Genomic DNA, 17,207 nt, shown 5'->3' with positions numbered 1-17,207 from the left:
CCCTTCGCGGAGGTACGTCACCATGTCCGTCGCACCGTCCGGGTCCTATGTGATCGGCGTCGACTACGGCACCCTGAGCGGACGCGCTGTTGTTGTCCGCGTCTGCGACGGCGCCGAACTCGGTTCCGCTGTTCACGAATACCCGCACGCCGTGCTCACCGAGGCCCTGCCGGGCGGCACCCGGCTCGGCCCCGGCTGGGCCCTGCAGGTGCCCGCCGACTACGTCGAGGTGCTCAGGACCGCGGTGCCCGCCGCCGTACGAGCCGCCGGTATCGACGCGTCCGAGGTCATCGGCATCGGCACCGACTTCACGGCGTGCACGATGGTCCCGGCCACCGCGGACGGCACCCCGCTCAACGAGGTGCCGCAGTTCGCCGACCGCCCGCACGCGTACGTCAAACTGTGGCGCCACCACGCCGCCCAGCAGCACGCCGACCGCATCAACCAGCTCGCCGCCAAGCGCGGCGAGTCGTGGCTGCCGCGCTACGGCGGGTTCATCTCCTCGGAGTGGGAGTTCGCCAAGGGCCTGCAGGTCCTGGAGGAGGACCCCGAGGTGTACGCGGCCATGGACCGCTGGGTCGAGGCCGCCGACTGGATCGTCTGGCAGCTCACCGGCAGCTACGTGCGCAACGCCTGCACCGCCGGGTACAAGGGCATCCGCCAGGACGGTCACTACCCCTCGCGGGAGTTTCTCGGCGAGCTCAACCCGGCGTTCGCGAGCTTCGTCGCCGACAAGCTGGACCAGCCGATCGGGCAGCTCGGCGAGGCGGCCGGCACGCTGAGCGCGCAGGCCGCCGAGTGGACCGGGCTGCCTCAGGGCATCACGGTCGCGGTCGGCAACGTCGACGCGCACGTCACCTCGGCCGCCGCGCAGGCGCTCGAAGCGGGTCAGATGGTGGCCATCATGGGCACGTCGACCTGTCACGTGATGAATGACAACGACGTCAAGGTCGTGCCGGGCATGTGCGGCGTGGTCGACGGCGGCATCGTGGCCGGTTCCTACGGGTACGAGGCCGGGCAGAGCGGTGTCGGGGACATCTTCGCCCACTACGTGCCGCCGACCTGGACCCACGAGAAGTTGACTGAACTGGCCGCGAAGCAGAAGCCTGGTCAGCACGGCCTGCTGGTGCTCGACTGGCACAGCGGCAACCGCTCGGTGCTGGTCGACCACGAGCTGTCCGGCCTGGTGGTCGGCGAGACGCTGGCGACCAGACCCGAGGACGTCTACCGCGCGGTCATCGAGGCCACCGCGTACGGCACCCGCACCATCGTCGAGACGTTCGAGAACGCCGGCGTGGCTGTGCGCGAGTTCGTCGTCGCCGGTGGGTTGCAGAAGAACCCGCTGGTCATGCAGATCTACGCCGACGTGCTCAAGCGCCCGCTGTCGCTGATCGGCTCGGACCAGGGCCCCGCGCTCGGCTCGGCCATCCACGCTGCCGCCGCGGCCGGGGCGTACCCGGATGTGCGGGCCGCTGCCGCGGTGATGGGCAGCAAGCAGGAGGCCGTCTACCAGCCCGACCCCGAGGCCGGCGCGGTCTACGACGAGCTGTTCGAGGAGTACACCCGGTTGCACGACTACTTCGGCCGCGGCGAGAACAAGGTCATGCGCAAGCTCAAGGCGATCCAGCGCCGGGTGGTGAGCGCGTGAGCATCGCCGCGCTGATCAAGCAGAAGCGCCAGGAGGTCGCCGAGCTGCACGCCGAGCTGCCGCGCAACGAACTCGTGGTGTGGACCGCGGGCAACGTCTCGGCCCGGGTGCCCGGCGAGGACCTGCTGGTCATCAAGCCCTCCGGAGTCCGCTACGAGGACATCACCGCGGACAACATGGTGGTCACCGACCTCGGGGGCAACCTGGTCGAGGGCGAGCTCAGCCCGTCCAGCGACACCGCCGCGCATGCCTACGTGTACAAGCACCTGCCGCACGTGGGCGGGGTGGTGCACACCCATTCCACGTACGCCACCGCGTGGGCCGCGCGCGCCGAGCCGATCCCGTGCGTGCTGACGATGATCGCCGACGAGTTCGGCGGGGAGATCCCGGTCGGGCCGTTTGCGCTGATCGGCGACGACTCGATCGGCCAGGGCATCGTCGAGACGCTGCGCGAGCACCGGTCACCGGCCGTGCTCATGCGCAACCACGGCGTGTTCACGATCGGGAAGTCCGCCAAGGCTGCGGTCAAGGCCGCCGTCATGTGCGAGGACGTCGCCAGGACCGTGCACATCTCCCGGCAGATAGGCCGGCCGCTGCCGATCGAACAGGCACACATCGACAGCCTTTACGCCCGCTACCAGAACGTCTACGGACAGGAGCCCGCCAAGTGAAGCCCCAGATCTGGTTCCTGACCGGCAGCCAGCACCTCTACGGCCCCGAGACCCTCGAGCAGGTCGCCGACCAGTCCCGCCAGATCCAGCAGATGCTGGTCGCCGGCGGGCTCGGCGCCGACCTCGTGGGCAAGCCGGTGCTGACCGACAGTCCGTCGATCCGCCAGGTCATGATCGAGGCCAACGCCGATCCGGCGGTCATCGGCGTGATCGCCTGGATGCACACGTTCTCCCCGGCCAAGATGTGGATCACCGGCCTGGACGCGCTGCGCAAGCCGCTGCTGCACCTGCACACCCAGCTCAACCGGGCGCTGCCGTGGTCGTCCATCGACATGGACTTCATGAACCTCAACCAGGCCGCGCACGGCGACCGGGAGTTCGGCTACATCCAGACCCGCCTCGGCGTGGCCCGCAAGACCGTGGCCGGGCACGCCTGCGACCCGGACCTGATCGCCCGCATCGAGGGCTGGGCGCGGGCCGCGGCCGGCGCGAACCACCTGCGCGGGCTCAAGCTCGCCCGCTTCGGCGACAACATGCGTGGCGTGGCGGTCACCGAGGGTGACAAGGTCGAGGCCGAGCTCAAGTTCGGCGTCTCGGTGAACACCTACGGCGTGAACGACCTGGTCGAGGTGGTCGAGGCGGTCGAGGACAAGGCGATCGACGATCTGGTCGAGCAGTACGCCGACGCGTACACCCTGGACCCCGGGTTGGCCCACGGCGGCGAGCGGCACGACTCGCTGCGCTATGCCGCGCGCATCGAGGCCGGGTTGCGCCAATTCCTCACCGACGGCGGGTTCGGCGCGTTCACCAGTAACTTCGAGGACCTTGGGGGCCTGCGCCAGCTACCCGGCCTGGCCGTGCAGCGGTTGATGGCCGACGGCTACGGCTTCGGCGGCGAGGGCGACTGGAAGACCTCGGCTCTGCTGGCTGCCGTCAAGGCCATGGGTACGGGCACCGGGCGCGGCACCTCGTTCATGGAGGACTACACGTACCATTTCGGCCCCGGCGAGCAGAAGATTTTGGGCGCGCACATGCTCGAGGTGTGCCCGACGATCACCGCGGACAAGCCGTCCTGCGAGATCCACCCGCTGGGCATCGGCAACCGCGAGGACCCGGTGCGCCTGGTCTTCGACGCCAGGCCCGGTGATGGCGTGGTGATCGGCATGGCCGACCTCGGGGACCGTTTCCGGCTGGTTGCCAATACCATCGAGGTGACCGCGCCGGACGAGCCGTTGCCCGCGCTGCCGGTGGCCCGCGCGGTCTGGAAACCGGCTCCTTCGCTGTCCACGTCCGCCGAGGCCTGGCTGACCGCGGGCGGGCCGCACCACACGGTGCTGACCCAGGCCGTGGGGGTGGAAGCACTGCGCGATTTCGCCACGATGCTGCACACCGAATTGCTCGTGATCGATGAGTCAACGACCGCCCACGACTTCGCCGACCGGGTGCGCTGGAACCAGGCGTATTACCGCCAGTTCCCCGGCTGACGGACTAGGTAACGTCCCGCTAACAACGTTGTCCAGAACTGTTCACTTCTGATCGTACTTGCGTGATAGTCATCCCACTTGTGCGAGAGTCCATAGGAGAAACGATGAAGTTCACCCGGCTTGCGTCAGTGGCCACGGCCATGACGCTGGCGGTCTCGATGGCCGCGTGCGGTTCCAGCGAGAAGACCGTCGACCAGGGCAGCGGCTCCGGCGCCGACAACAAGGGAGCGCTGATCGGCGTCACCATGCCGACCCGGTCCTCCGAGCGCTGGATCAGCGACGGCGACAACGTCAAGAAGCAGCTCGAGGCGCTGGGCTACAAGGTCGACCTGCAGTACGCCGAGGACAAGATCCCGACGCAGACCCAGCAGCTCGACAACCAGATCACCAAGGGCGCCAAGCTGCTGATCATCGCCTCGATCGACGGCACCGCGATCACCACCCAGCTGGAGAACGCCAAGGCCGCCAACATCCCGGTCATCGCCTACGACCGCCTGATCCGCAACAGCCCGAACGTGGACTACTACGCAACGTTCGACAACAACAAGGTCGGCGTGCAGCAGGCCACCTCGCTGCTGACCGGCCTCAAGGTGCTCAACGCCGACGGCTCCGAGGGCAGCGCCAAGGGCCCGTTCAACATCGAGCTGTTCGCCGGGTCGCCGGATGACAACAACGCGACCTTCTTCTTCAACGGCGCGATGAGCGTGCTGCAGCCCTACATCGACAAGAAGGTCCTGACCGTCAAGAGCGGCCAGACCAAGTTCGAGCAGGCCGCCACCCTGCGCTGGCAGCCCAAGGTCGCCCAGGACCGGATGGAGAACCTGCTCACCTCCACCTACCGCGACGGCGCCAAGGTCGACGGCGTGCTCTCGCCCTACGACGGTCTGTCGATCGGTATCCTCTCCGCGCTCAAGAGCAACGGCTACGGCACCGCCGCGCAGCCCTACCCGACCGTGACCGGCCAGGACGCCGAGGCCGCCTCGGTCAAGTCGATCATCCGCGGGGAGCAGTACAGCACCATCTACAAGGACACCCGCGCGCTGGCCAAGACCACCGTCGAGATGGCCGACGCCGTGCTCAAGGGCCAGACTCCGAAGACCAACAACACCACCGACTACAACAACGGTGTCAAGGTCGTTCCGTCGATGCTGCTGGACTCGGTGGTTGTCGACAAGGGCAACTACAAGAAGGAGCTCGTCGACTCGGGTTACTACACCGAGGCCGACCTGAAGTGACCGGGTCCGACATCATCCTTCAGATGCAGGGCATCACCAAGACGTTCCCCGGCGTCAAGGCCCTGCAGGATGTCAACCTGGACGTGCGCCGCGGAGAGATCCTTGCGATCTGCGGGGAGAACGGCGCCGGCAAGTCCACGCTGATGAAGGTGCTGTCGGGCGTTTACCCGCACGGCTCGTACGACGGAGAGATCCTCTTCGACGGCGAGCCGTGCCGGTTCGCCGGCATCCGCGACAGCGAGCACCGGGGCATCGTCATCATCCACCAGGAGCTGGCGCTCGCCTCGAACCTGTCGATCGCGGAGAACATCTTCCTCGGCAACGAGCAGGCCACCCGCGGGATGATCGACTGGAACAAGACCAACGCGGCAGCGGCTCAGCTCCTGCGCCGCGTGGGTCTGCGCGAGAACCCGACCACACAGGTGGTCGACCTCGGCGTCGGCAAGCAGCAGCTCGTCGAGATCGCCAAGGCGATCAGCAAGGACGTCAAGCTGCTCATCCTCGACGAGCCCACCGCGGCGCTCAACGACGAGGACTCGGCGCACCTGCTCGAGCTGCTGCGCGGCCTGCGCGACGAGGGCATCACCTGCGTGATCATCTCGCACAAGCTCAACGAGGTCATGGCGATCTCGGACCGGGTCACCATCATCCGGGACGGCAAGACGATCACCACGCTGGACCTGGCCGGGGGCGACGTGACCGAGGACCGGATCATCTCCGGCATGGTCGGGCGCGACCTGGACCACCGGTTCCCGCCGCACGAGCCGAACGTGGGCGAAGAGGTGCTGCGGATCGAGGACTGGACCGTGCACAGCCCCACCCAGCACGGCCGGGTCGTGGTGCGCGAGGCCAACCTCTCGGTGCGCCGCGGCGAGATCGTCGGGCTGGCCGGGCTGATGGGCGCCGGTCGTACCGAACTCGCGATGAGCGTCTTCGGCCGCTCGTACGGCACCAACATCTCCGGGCGCATCTACCGCGACGGCAAAGAGGTCACGCTCAAGTCGGTGCAGGATGCGATCCGCCACGGCATCGCGTACGCCACCGAGGACCGCAAGCGCTACGGGCTGAACCTGATCGAGGACATCAAGCGCAACGTCTCCGCGGCGGGGTTGCGCAAGCTGGCCAAGGGCGGCTGGGTCGACGACAACGAGGAGTTCAAGGTCGCCGACGACTACCGCAAGTCCATGAACATCAAGGCGCCCAGCGTCGGCAGTGTGGTGGGCAAGCTCTCCGGCGGTAACCAGCAGAAGGTGGTGCTGTCGAAGTGGATCTTCACCGATCCTGAGGTGCTGATCCTCGACGAGCCCACCCGCGGCATCGACGTGGGCGCCAAGTACGAGATCTACACGATCATCAACCGGCTGGCCGACCAGGGCAAGGGCGTGCTGGTGATCTCCAGCGAGCTGCCCGAGCTGCTCGGGCTCTGCGATCGCATCTACACCCTGGCCGAGGGGCGGATCACCGGTGAGGTGGCTCGCGCCGAGGCGACCCAGGAGGGCCTGATGACCCTCATGACTGCCCACGGACAGGAGGTCCCGCGGTGACCAGCGTTGCCCCCACGAATGCCGACCTCGCGCTCGGCACGCCCTCGGCCTCCGAGCCGGGGAACGCACCGCGCAGGTTCAACCTGAACCTGCGCCAGAGCGGCATCTACATCGCGTTCGCGCTGATCGTGGTGCTGTTCACGATCCTGACCGGCGGCGACCTGCTCGCTCCGCAGAACATCAGCAACATCGTCGTGCAGAACTCCTACATCCTGGTTCTGGCGATCGGCATGATCCTGATCATCATCGCCGGGCACATCGACCTGTCGGTCGGCTCGGTCGTCGCGGCCAGCGGCGCGTTCGCGGCCATCATGATGGTTGACCACAACGTGCCGTGGCCGCTCGCGCTGCTGATCACGCTGGTGTTCGGCGGCCTGATCGGGGCATGGCAGGGCTACTGGGTGGCGTACTTCGGCATCCCGGCGTTCATCGTCACGCTGGCCGGCATGCTGCTGTTCCGCGCGGTCACGCTGATGATCCTGGGTAACCGCGGTATCGGCCCGTTCCCGGACGAGGTCCGCACGCTGTCCAACGGCTTCACCGACGGCTACCTCGGCAACATCGGCCTGGGAGCGCTGGGCGGGGCCGACCTGTTCAGCATCCTGATCGGCGTGCTCGCGGTCGCCGCAATCGTCTGGACCCAGTGGCGTGCCCGCGCCGGCCGGGTGAAGTACAACCAGGCGGTCGAGCCACTCGCGATGTTCATCGGCAAGCTGGTCGTGGCCGCGGCGATCCTGATGTTCGTGGTCATCCAGCTCGCCCGGTTCCGCAACCTGCCCTGGGTGCTGGTGCTGCTCGCCGTGCTGGTGATCGGCTACTCGGTGCTGACCAACCGGGCGGTCTTCGGCCGTCAGATCTACGCGGTCGGCGGCAACCTGCAGGCCGCGACGCTGTCCGGCGTCAAGGTCAAGAGCGTGGTGTTCTGGCTGTTCGTCAACATGGGCGTGCTGGCCGGGGTAGCCGGCATCATCTTCGCGGGCCGGCTCAACCAGGCCAACCCGACCGCCGGTGACTCCTTCGAGCTGGACGCCATCGCGGCGGCCTTCATCGGCGGCGCCGCGGTGCAGGGTGGTGTCGGCAAGGTGGTCGGCGCGATCACCGGTGGTCTGATCATGGGCGTCATCAACAACGGCATGAGCCTGATCGGTTCCCCCAGCGAGCGGGTCATGCTCGTCAAGGGCGCCGTCCTGCTCGCCGCGGTGGCCTTCGACGTCTACACCAAGCGCCGCGCCGGCGCCTCGCGCTGACTCAAGCAGCGCCGATGCAAAGCAGTGCCGAACCGAAGCAGTGCTGATGCAAAGCAGTGCTGAACGAGAGCAGTGCCGAACTGAAGCAGTGCTGATTCGAAGCAGTGCTGAACCGAAGCGGCGCTGACGAAAGGCTCACGCCGGCGTGCCCGGCGGGAGGGGTGACAAGGGGTTGAAGGGCGGCGGCCGGCACGGTCGCCGCCCTTCGCATTTTCCGGCGAGCGGGTACATTGAGCCGAATCGAACGACGACTCGAAACATGGGTGACGCGAGGATGAAACCTCGTCACTTCAGCGGGCGCCGATCGGTAACCCCAAGTGATCGTCGACGACACGGTGGTGGCGATGTGGCACACGCGGGCGCTGTGGAGTCCGGCGCCAGGCCCGATCGGGCGGATGCCCCTCGCTGCGTTCGGCGTGCATCCCGGGCCCATCCCGTACACCCCGCGCGAGCATGACCGCGAGATCGACCGCGCGCTGACCGGCGAACGGCAGATCACCATCGTGCACGGCCACCGCCTCACCGGGGCCAGCCGCGCCCTGGCCGAAGGCGTGCGCAGGCACCTCGGCGAGCACACTCTGCTCGTACCGCTCAGCGATCCGGCCCTGAGCCTGCACCGCATCGTCGCCGCAGCGGCCCCCTTCCTCAAACACGGCGGTCGGGCGGTGGTGTGGCTCGACGCGCTGAGCCCGGCCCTGCTCGACCAGCTCGACCCACGCCTGCTGCGCGAGGGCCTGCGCCTCTGCGTCACCGCCGATACCGAGACGATGACCGGCACGCATGTGCCGGCGCACACCGTCAGTGCCCTTTCCCGGTACGCCCACATCATCGCCGTGCGCACCCGCCGCCACAACGTGGACCTGAGCCGGGTGCAGCACCTGCTCGAAGATGCCTCGGTGCAACGCCGCACGTTGGTGCGCGTGGTGAGCGACTGGGCCCGCATCGGCATGCCCGGCCGCCTGCACCGCGGGCTGCTCAAGCGCCTGTACGAGCGGCAGCTACCCGGCGCCGACTTCGCTCGTGCGCTGGCCTGGGCGGTGACTGCTCAGCCGCGGCTGGTCGACCCGGTGCCCGGCGGGCATTTCCGGGCGCACCCGCTGCTGGCGGTGGTGCTCCACGAACCGATCTGCGATGCGGTCTGGGAACACGCCTGCAACACCCTGGACGGCGCGGCCCGGTTGCGGGTGGCGCTGAGTGCGTACGACCGTGGTGAGGTCGCCGCGACCCGCCGCTGGTGCGAGACGCTGGCCGACACCGGTGACCCGGCGCTGGCCCCGGTGATGCTGCTGCTGGGCAGCATGGCGCTGGACGAGGGCGACACCGAGGCAGCTCGCCGCTGGTGGCAGCGCACGGTCGACACCGACCACCCGGAGAGCGCGCCGCCGGCAATGAAAGCGCTGGGCAACCTCGACCATGTCGACAAGGAGTGGGACACCGCCCGCTACTGGTATCACCGCGCACTGGCCACCGGTCACGCCGACGTGGCGATGGCCGCCATGCTGGGGCTGGCCCAGGTGGAGGAGGACGCGGGCGACCCGCAGGCCGCCCGGCACTGGCGTCAGCAGGTCAATCGGATCAGCGGCCGCTGAGCGCGTTGTGCACTGCCACCCGGTGAGTGTCCGGGTTGGACCAGCTCCAGTTCGGGTGCGCCCGATTCGTCAGCAGAGCCACCACCAATTGCCTGTCCGGTACGACCAGAAGACTCGTTCCCGTGAACCCCGTGTGCCCGAAGCTGCCCGGTGCGGCCAGCTTGCCCATGAACCACGGCTGGTTCAGCTCCACCCCGAGCCCGTGGTCGGCGCTGCGGCCGGGCCGGTCCGGGTCGATCGCCTTCTTACCCTTGTTGACGTTGGTCAGCGCCTTCTTGAGCACCTCGGCCGACAGCAGCCGCTTGCCGCCGTACGTGCCGCCGTTGAGCATGAGCTGACCGATCACGGTGACGTCGCGGGCGCTGGCGAACATGCCCGCGTGCCCGGCCACGCCGCCGAGGATGTTGGCCACGTCGTCGTGCACTGTGCCGCGCAGCAGACCCCGCGAGGTCCGCGCGTCCGTGGCGACCAGCCGGTTCTTGTCGGCCACCCAGGTCAGTGGCTTGAACCCGGTGTCCTCGAGTCCCAGCGGCGTGGTCAGGTTGTCGCGCACCGCCTTGTCGAGGGTGGCACCGGTCAACTTCTCGACCAGGCGCCCGAGCACCATCAGCCCGACGCTGGAGTAGCGGAACGTGGCCCCGGGAACAGCGCCGGACACCAGTGGGGTGGTCATGACCGAGCGCCAGCGCGCGGTGTTGTCGGCGAACCCGGTGACCTTGGCGCCGGCCGGCAACCCAGACGTGTGGGCGAGCAGGTGCGCGACGGTGACGGCTGCTTTGTTCGTACCCGTGAAGTCCGGCAGATAGGTCTTGATCGGCGCTTCGAGGTCGACTGTGCCCCGGTCGACGAGCTGCAGGACGAGCAGCGCGGTGTAGACCTTGGTCAGCGAGGCCAGGTCGAAGATCGCGTCGCTGCGCATGGTGACCCGCTGCGCGGCCGGCAACTCGACCGGACCGGCCTTGTAGCGCACGGCATGCCCGACCGCGGTGTTCAGCACGGTCCTGCCACCCTGGGTGACCAGCGCGACCGCTCCTGCGTAGCCCGGGTGCTCCGGGTTGTCCGGCGTCGGCTTCAGATACTTGCTGAGGATCGGACGCACACCGCTGACCGGTACCGGCTTGACCAGCGGAGCCGGACTCGTGCTCGGCTGCGGCAGCGGGGCGGCGCCCGCGGCCCAGGCGGCGTCGGTCGACGGCGTGCGGCAGCCGGCCAGCGCCGAGACGGCGGCGGTCAGACCGGTGGCGAGGGCGGTGCGGCGAGAAATCAGCACCCGCCGCATGCTGCCACAAGACGAGCTCAGGAGCGAGCAGCGGCCAACCCGAAACTGGACGGGGTGACGCCGGGGAAGACCTCGTCGAGGGCGCCGAAACCGCAGCGTTTCTGCAGGATCTCGCCGATCACCGAGCGGTAGTCGGTGGTCGCGGCCAGGTCCCCGTCGGCCAGGGCGGCCGGGGCGAGGGTGGGCCACTTCGAGTACACCGTGCCGCCCTTGATGCCGCCGCCCATCAGCAGCATCGCGTTGCCGTGGCCGTGGTCGACGCCGCGCGAGGCGTTCTCGGCGACCCGGCGGCCGAACTCGCTGACCGTCACCACCGTCACGTTGGCCATGCCGGCCGGGCCGAGGTCGGTGGCGAAGGCCGCGAGAGCCGAGGACACCTCGGCGAGGTTGTCGTACATGCGCTGGCCCTTGACCGCGGTGCCCAGGCCCTCGTGCATGTCCCAGTCCCCGGAGTCCACGGCCGCCGCGACCAGGCCCGTGTTCGCCTTGATCAGCCGGGCAACGTCGCGCAGTGCGGCCCCCGCCGGCGTCTTCGGGTAGACGGCACCGCTGGCCGGGGCGTACGCCGAGGCGCGCAGCGAGGTGGTGGCGGTCAACGCGGCGCCGGCGGCGAGTGCGGGACCGGCGAGCAGGTCAGGGGCGTCGCTGTACATGGCGCGCAGCGCGGCGGCCATCGGGCGCTTGGCGGCCTCGCCGGCCAGGGTGAACCCGTCGATCGAGGTCATCGACACGTCGGTGGACGGCCCGGCGAGCAGCCGTGCGGGCATCGCGTTGCCGACCGAGACCCCGGCGAGCGGGCCGGTGGCGCCGCTCATGCCCAGCATGCGGTCGAGCCAGCCGCTGCGCACCGACGTACCGGCCGCGGCGCGTTCCATCTCCTCCATCGCGGCGAAGTGCGAGCGGGTCGGGTTGGGCTGGCCGACCGCGTGCACGGCGGCCAGGTTGCCGGCGTTCCACAGGGGCAGCAGCGGGGCGAGCGCCGGGTTGAGCCCGAACATGGTGTTGCCGGCGATGACCGAGCTCTTCGGCACCGCGATGCTGGGGCGGGCCTGGTAGTAGCCGGGGTCGCCGATCGGTGCGATGGCCGACAACCCGTCGAAGCCACCGCGCAGCGACAGCACCACGACGGTGTCGCCGGTGTAGGTGCCCGAGGCGTACGCCAGCCGCGTCGACAGTCCCTCCCCGACGAGCCCGGTCAGCGCGGCGGCACCACCGATGGCGACGCCCCGGCCGAGCAGGCCACGCCGGGTCAGACGGGCGTTCTCGTCGCAGCAGTTCTGCACGGGTTTCACCTCAGCTGGAAGGACGGCGCGTCGAGCACGAGGGCCACCAGGTACGGCACGTGCCCCGCGAGCGCCTTGTCGGAGCTGGTCAAAGAACTGGTCGGCAGCTTGCCCGCGACACTGAGCACGGCGGCGGTGTGCGCGACGGGAAGTTTGGCACCTGTCAGCCGCACGGCCAGCGCGTCGACCAGGTCGCCGTACGTGCGGGGCAGCACGGGCACGAGGGAGGTGAGCAGGTCGGCGGGGCGGGTGAGCTGCTTGGGGTACCAACCGGCCGCGAGGTTCAAGTGGTTGTTGCACCGGATCAGAAACGCCGAGGGGGAGGCCCACGCGGCGGCCACGTCGGGGAAGCCGTTGGGCGGGCTCCACCGCAAGGGCGCGTTGCCCGCGTTGACCAGGTTGTTGTACAGCGCGTCGAGGGCGGCGGTGCCCGACTTCTCCGGGCCCAGACCCAGCGCGCGCAGGGTGGCGGTGAGGTCCTCGAACGGCGTGCGCAGCTTCTGGCCGGTGGACGCGGCGAACTCCGGGGAGAGGAAGAGCACCTTGAGAACGGGGGCAATGGCCGTACCGTTGGCGAGGTAGATCCTGGCCAGCTCAGCCACCAGCGAAGCAGGCGCCTCATCGGCCACGAAGCGCACGCAGAGCTTGGTCGCGATCCGCTCGGCGGTCGCGGGGTGCGTGGCCAGGTAGTCCAGCAGCGCCATCGCCGCGTCCTCACCACCGGCCGCCGTCGCGTTCGCGTGGCTGAACCCGAGGATCTGCACGGCACCGGTCGCGTGCTTCGATGCCGTGTACGTGTACGTGCCCGCCGAGGTCACGGTGAGCCCGGTGAGCAGCTTGGCGGCCGCCTTGACGTCGGCCTCGCTGTAGATCATGCCGACGGTGTGCAACTCCATCAGCTCGCGCGCATAGTTCTCGTTCGGCAGCGTCCTGGTCGACGAGCGGTTGTCCAGGTACGTCAGCATCGCCGGGTGCCGGGCCGAGGCCTTGAGCATGTCGGCGAACCGGCCGAACGTGTGCCGGCGCGTCACCGACTTGTCGTAGTCCGGGCGGCTGTCCCACACCCCGCTGGAGGGTGCGGAGATGTGCAGGTGGTTGGCCCAGAACGCGGCGGTCACCTCGAACAGTTGGCGGTTGCTCCAGGCCGCTCGGGCCACCGTGGCGCGACCGAGCTGACCGAAGGCGTCGTAGGAGTGCTTGGGGAGCTTTGCTCGTACCGTGGCGATGTCGGCGCTGGCCAGTGGCAGGCGCGTGAGCAGTGCGTCCAGATCGGCATCGGCAAGGCCCTCGGGGTTGAGCTGGCGGTCCAGCCAGCCCTCGGCGCCCAGCTGCTTGACCTCGGCCAGCAGGGCCGGGGTGGGGCCGAATGTGGCGCGGCGGATCAGGTGCTGGGTGAAGTCGATCTCCGGCTGGACAGCGGCAGCGGCGGCCGGGGCAGCGTCAACGGCGACGGCAACAGCGGCAGCAGTGGAGGCGGCAAGAACGGCCCGGCGAGTCGTCTTCATGCCCAGCCGTTCGGCCGCTGTTGCCTTCTCCAGCGGGTGCGCAACCCAATGCTCACCACCTGCAATCCGCTCGCACCCGTCGCTTCGCGGCGCTCTCGGAAGTACGCTCTGTTGCGTGGATCACATCGATGCGGTACGAACCCCCGCGTCCTGGGTCGTGGTGGGCCTCGACAACGGCGGCACCTGCAACAACGCCACCGTCCTGGACGGCACCGGGCAATACCTGGTGGACCGGCTCGTGGAGAACCCGAGCCGGGTGCAGGACGGCCCCGAGATGGCTGTCGAGTCCCTCGCCGAGGCGTTCACCGGCATCCTCGAGCTGACCAGCACCCCGCTCAGCCTGGTGCGCGCGGTCGGGCTGGACACCCCGGGCCCGGCGACGGCCGCCGGGGTCATCTCCTCCAAGGGCTCGACGAACTTCTCGCAGGTGTCCTGGCACGGCTTCGACATCCGCGGCGCCCTGGAGGCGCGCCTCGGCCTGCCGGTGATCTATGCCAACGACGCCAACGCGGCCGCGCTGTACGCCCACCACCGCCACTTCGGTGCCGAGGCGGCGCTGACCTCCTCGGTGGCCGCCATCGTCGGCACCGGCCTGGGCGGCGGCGTGGTCGAGGGCGGCAAGGTGGTCAGCGGGGCAGCCGGGATGGCCGGTGAGCTCGGGCACGTGCAGATCCCGCTGCACGGGGTGCTGGAGCAGGACCAGCCCGTGCCGTTGTGCAACTGCGGTTTCGAGGGCGACGTGGAGAGCATTGCGTCGCTGACCGGCATCGCAAAGAACCTGCTGCCGTACTGGCTCCAGCGTTTCCCGGACCACCCGCTCACCCAGGAGCCGATCGGCGAGGCGGCCAAGCTGCTGCGCGGCTACGGGGAGAGGGAGGACCCGCTGGCCCTGGCGGTGTTCGGTCAGCAGGCCAAGGCGATCGGCAAGCTGTTCACGATCGCTGCCAACTTCACAGATCCGCACGCGTACTTCCTGGGCGGGGGAGTGGTGGAAGCGGCACCGCACTTCCGGCAGTGGTTCCTCAACACGGTGCGCGAGAACACGCAGCTGCGCCGGGAGCAGCAGGAGGCCGCGACGTTCGCGCTGGTGCCGGATCTCGACATGGCCGGCGCGCGAGGTGCGGCAGTGGCCGCCCTCGACACCGTCGCCGCTTGAATACATCTTCACTTGTCGATGAGCTTTCGGTACCGTGGCTTGGGAGCGCTCCCATCCTCTCGTTTGGAGCTTCCCGTGAGACGTTTCCTCGCCCTGCTTCTCGCCGCCTCGTTCGCCGCCGTGGCCGTTCCCGCCCAGGCCCAAGCCGACACCCGCATCTGCGATCAGTACGGATCGACCACCGTGGCCGGGCGCTACACGGTGATGAACAACCGCTGGGGCACCAGCGCCGAGCAATGCATCAACGTCACCGGCTCCGGGTTCAGCATCGCCAGCCAGCAGGGCACCGGCAACACCAGCGGCGCCCCCGTCTCGTACCCGGCCATCTATTATGGCTGCCACTACACGAACTGCTCGCCCGGCACGAACCTGCCCCTGCAAGTCAGCAAGATCAGCAGCGCCACCAGCAGCATCGACTACACCTACGTCAGCGGCGCCACCTACGACGCGGCCTACGACATCTGGCTCGACCCGCAACCCAAAACCGACGGCGTGAACCAGCAGGAAATCATGATCTGGTTCAACCGCCAGGGAAACATCCAACCCATCGGCTCGGTGGTGGGCACGGCCACGATAGGCGGACGTAGCTGGCAGGTGTGGCAGGGCAGCAACGGAGCAAATGCCGTCATCTCGTACGTAGCCAGCGCGCCGATCACCAGTTGGAGCTTCAGCGTCCTGGACTTCATCACCGACGTCCGCAACCGCGGAGCCATCACCAGCGCCTGGTACCTCACGAGCATCCAAGCCGGCTTCGAACCCTGGATCGGCGGCGCGGGCCTGGCCGTGAACTCCTTCTCCGCCTCGGTCAACGGCGGTACCACTACTCCTCCGCCGCCGACCACCGCCTCTTGCCAGGTTGGCTACGGCACCAACCAGTGGCAGGGCGGCTACACGGCAAACGTGACAGTGGCGAACACCGGCACGTCGGCGGTCAACGGCTGGACGCTGGGCTTCACGTTGCCGTCCGGCCAGGCGATCACCAGCTCGTGGAACGCCGGCCTCACCGGATCGTCGGGCGCGATAACAGCCAGAAACGTCGCCTTCAACGCCACCATCCCGGCCGGCAGCAGCCAGTCGTTCGGGTTCCAGGGCACGTACAGCGGCACCTTCGCCACCCCCGCGGCCTTCACCCTCAACGGCGCCCCCTGCACCCGGGCCTGACCCCGGACCTCGAACCCGGGCCGCCTCGACCGCCGACTCTCCGGCGCCGGGGCGGCTCGCTCCACAACCCACCCGCAAGCCCGAGGGACACACCCGGGCATGGCATCGTCACCGAACAGGAATCCGCCGCGGGAAGGGCGGAAATCCTCAGGCGCCGGCAATCGGGTCCAGTACCAATTCGTGGATGGCATCGAGCAGCAGATCGTCGCCCTCGGAATGGGCAGTAACCGTCACAGCCGCACGCAATAACGGATCGATCACCGCGTACTGTCCAAAGTGGCCGTCCATCCGGCAGCGCCCACCGCGGTCGAGCCACACGCCGAGACCGTACCCGTAGGTGAATTGCTTGCCGTGGGTGTTGTCGCTCGTACTGACGGCGTCCGCAGTCATTCGCTCGACCCAGCCTGCCGGCACAATTCTCCGGCCGTTCCAAACGCCGTCCTGCAGCAACAGTTGAGCGAACCGGGCGAGCTCACCGGTGCGCAGATACAATTCGCTCTCGGCGAACGGGTATCCGAGCGGACACGCATGCCAGGCCGGATCGTGCAGATCCAAAGGCCGGAAAAGCCGAGGCATGAGGTACGACCGCAAGTCCGCCCCCGTCGCCCGCGCGACCACCCGCCCGAGCGCGTACGGCCCGGATCCCGTGTAGGCAAACCGCTGACCCGGCTCAGCCACCAACGGCGCCGCCACGATGTCCTGCAACAGATCCGGCGCATCAATCCGCTCGTGCGCAAACCACTTGTGGCTGGTCCCGCTCGTCATCGTGACCAAGTGCCGCAGCGTCACCTCGGCGAACCCGTCGGCGGCCACCGGCCCAAGCTCCGGGAAGTACGCGAGGAACCGCTCATCCAGGTCGAGCCGTCCCTCGGCGCAGGCCATCCCGAGCGCAACCGCCGGGAACGTCTTCGCCACCGAGTACAGGTTGACCCGATCATCGCAGCGGAACCGATGCCCGACGTCGGGCAGTCCAGCGCGGTGCACGATGATGCCGTACGCGCCGAGGTCGCGGTCGGCGTTGGCTTGAATGAAGTCGTCGAGAAGGGGGATCGTTCAGTCCTTGAGGGCGGTTTCGACGTCTTCGTGCAGGGACAGGTAGCTGGTCAGCCCCAGGGTGTCGAGCAGCCGGCGCAGGAAGCCCGACGGCGCGGCCAAGCGGACCCAGCCGCCCTTTTCCATGGCTCGGCCGTGCGCGGTGACCAGGACGCCCACGCCCATGGAGTCGCAGAAGTCGAGGTCGGCCAGGTCGACCACGATGTGCGGGGTGGGGCGTTCGACCAGGCGGCCGAGGTTGGCCTTCAAGGCGGGGGCGGTGTCGATGTCGAGGGAGCCTCGTAGCGTGAGGACGGCGGTGTTGGGCGGGTGGTGGGCGACCGAGACCTGCATGGGGGTGTCGCTTTCTTGC

14 protein-coding genes are annotated in these 17,207 nt (G+C 68.8%); 9 read left to right on the top strand and 5 right to left on the bottom strand.

The window, feature by feature from the left end; translation table 11 throughout:
* Positions 1-22: 22 nt before the first annotated feature.
* The 7 genes from araB (at position 23) to TFC3_RS17640 (ending at position 9,418) form a co-directional block, all read left to right on the top strand.
* Positions 23-1,648 (top strand): ribulokinase, encoded by a 1,626-nt coding sequence (gene araB, locus TFC3_RS17670; protein WP_067501031.1) that lies wholly within the window; start codon positions 23-25, stop codon positions 1,646-1,648.
* A 2-nt stretch (positions 1,649-1,650) separates the two neighbouring features.
* On the top strand, positions 1,651-2,319 hold the full coding sequence (locus tag TFC3_RS17665; RefSeq protein WP_082772472.1) for an L-ribulose-5-phosphate 4-epimerase: 669 nt from the start codon (positions 1,651-1,653) through the stop codon (positions 2,317-2,319).
* Positions 2,316-3,803, top strand: coding sequence for an L-arabinose isomerase (gene araA, locus TFC3_RS17660; protein ID WP_067501027.1), 1,488 nt, complete (start codon positions 2,316-2,318; stop codon positions 3,801-3,803). Before TFC3_RS17665 ends, araA begins: the two co-directional genes overlap by 4 nt.
* Before the next feature lie 104 nt (positions 3,804-3,907).
* Positions 3,908-5,038, top strand: coding sequence for a multiple monosaccharide ABC transporter substrate-binding protein (chvE, locus tag TFC3_RS17655; protein WP_067501025.1), 1,131 nt, complete (start codon positions 3,908-3,910; stop codon positions 5,036-5,038).
* Between the two features lie 23 nt (positions 5,039-5,061).
* Positions 5,062-6,582 carry a multiple monosaccharide ABC transporter ATP-binding protein gene (mmsA, locus tag TFC3_RS17650; protein WP_067506951.1) on the top strand — a complete coding sequence of 507 codons (1,521 nt, stop codon included), beginning with the start codon at positions 5,062-5,064 and terminating at the stop codon, positions 6,580-6,582.
* A complete protein-coding gene (gene mmsB / locus TFC3_RS17645; RefSeq protein WP_067501023.1) occupies positions 6,579-7,829 on the top strand; it encodes a multiple monosaccharide ABC transporter permease in 1,251 nt (416 codons plus the stop codon). Before mmsA ends, mmsB begins: the two co-directional genes overlap by 4 nt.
* A gap of 317 nt (positions 7,830-8,146) precedes the next feature.
* Positions 8,147-9,418 carry a lipopolysaccharide assembly protein LapB gene (locus TFC3_RS17640; RefSeq protein WP_067501021.1) on the top strand — a complete coding sequence of 424 codons (1,272 nt, stop codon included), beginning with the start codon at positions 8,147-8,149 and terminating at the stop codon, positions 9,416-9,418.
* Here the strand turns inward: TFC3_RS17640 and TFC3_RS17635 are convergent.
* The 3 genes from TFC3_RS17635 to TFC3_RS17625 are packed head-to-tail and all read right to left on the bottom strand — an operon-like array spanning position 9,405 to position 13,485.
* The gene (locus TFC3_RS17635; RefSeq protein WP_067501019.1) at positions 9,405-10,697 is read right to left on the bottom strand and encodes a serine hydrolase; all 1,293 of its coding nucleotides are present in this window, start codon (positions 10,695-10,697) and stop codon (positions 9,405-9,407) included. The two genes, TFC3_RS17640 and TFC3_RS17635, sit on opposite strands and share 14 nt — an antisense overlap.
* Before the next feature lie 17 nt (positions 10,698-10,714).
* On the bottom strand, positions 10,715-11,980 hold the full coding sequence (locus TFC3_RS17630; protein WP_067501017.1) for a DUF1501 domain-containing protein: 1,266 nt from the start codon (positions 11,978-11,980) through the stop codon (positions 10,715-10,717).
* A 5-nt stretch (positions 11,981-11,985) separates the two neighbouring features.
* Positions 11,986-13,485, bottom strand: a complete 1,500-nt coding sequence (locus tag TFC3_RS17625; protein ID WP_067501015.1) for a DUF1800 domain-containing protein — start codon at positions 13,483-13,485, stop codon at positions 11,986-11,988.
* A 115-nt stretch (positions 13,486-13,600) separates the two neighbouring features.
* Here TFC3_RS17625 and TFC3_RS17620 point away from each other — a divergent pair, with 115 nt between their 5' ends.
* Both TFC3_RS17620 and TFC3_RS17615 read left to right on the top strand, forming a co-directional pair.
* The gene (locus TFC3_RS17620) at positions 13,601-14,641 is read left to right on the top strand and encodes an ROK family protein (protein ID WP_067501013.1); all 1,041 of its coding nucleotides are present in this window, start codon (positions 13,601-13,603) and stop codon (positions 14,639-14,641) included.
* Between the two features lie 75 nt (positions 14,642-14,716).
* Positions 14,717-15,802, top strand: coding sequence for a cellulose binding domain-containing protein (locus tag TFC3_RS17615; RefSeq protein WP_236718179.1), 1,086 nt, complete (start codon positions 14,717-14,719; stop codon positions 15,800-15,802).
* Between the two features lie 147 nt (positions 15,803-15,949).
* Here TFC3_RS17615 and TFC3_RS17610 read toward each other — a convergent pair whose 3' ends face one another.
* Entirely contained in the window at positions 15,950-16,789 is an 840-nt protein-coding gene (locus TFC3_RS17610; RefSeq protein ID WP_255363806.1) for a serine hydrolase, read from the bottom strand.
* A gap of 66 nt (positions 16,790-16,855) precedes the next feature.
* A partial coding sequence (locus TFC3_RS17605) for an STAS domain-containing protein (protein ID WP_236718177.1) occupies positions 16,856-17,207 on the bottom strand: 352 nt, incomplete at its 5' end.

Origin of the sequence: Actinoplanes sp. TFC3 (assembly GCF_001553785.1) — a bacterium.
GTDB lineage: Bacteria > Actinomycetota > Actinomycetes > Mycobacteriales > Micromonosporaceae > Actinoplanes.
Note: the sequence above shows the minus strand (reverse complement) of the source record. Positions and strands in the feature narration are given on the sequence as shown.

Bases quoted from the DNA above. Each gene is read 5' to 3' on its own strand.
- TFC3_RS17635 (WP_067501019.1), bottom strand. From the start codon at position 10,697: ATGCGGCGGGTGCTGATTTCTCGCCGCACCGCCCTCGCCACCGGTCTG.
- araB (WP_067501031.1), top strand. From the start codon at position 23: ATGTCCGTCGCACCGTCCGGGTCCTATGTGATCGGCGTCGACTACGGC.
- chvE (WP_067501025.1), top strand. From the start codon at position 3,908: ATGAAGTTCACCCGGCTTGCGTCAGTGGCCACGGCCATGACGCTGGCG.
- TFC3_RS17625 (WP_067501015.1), bottom strand. From the start codon at position 13,485: ATGAAGACGACTCGCCGGGCCGTTCTTGCCGCCTCCACTGCTGCCGCT.
- mmsA (WP_067506951.1), top strand. From the start codon at position 5,062: ATGCAGGGCATCACCAAGACGTTCCCCGGCGTCAAGGCCCTGCAGGAT.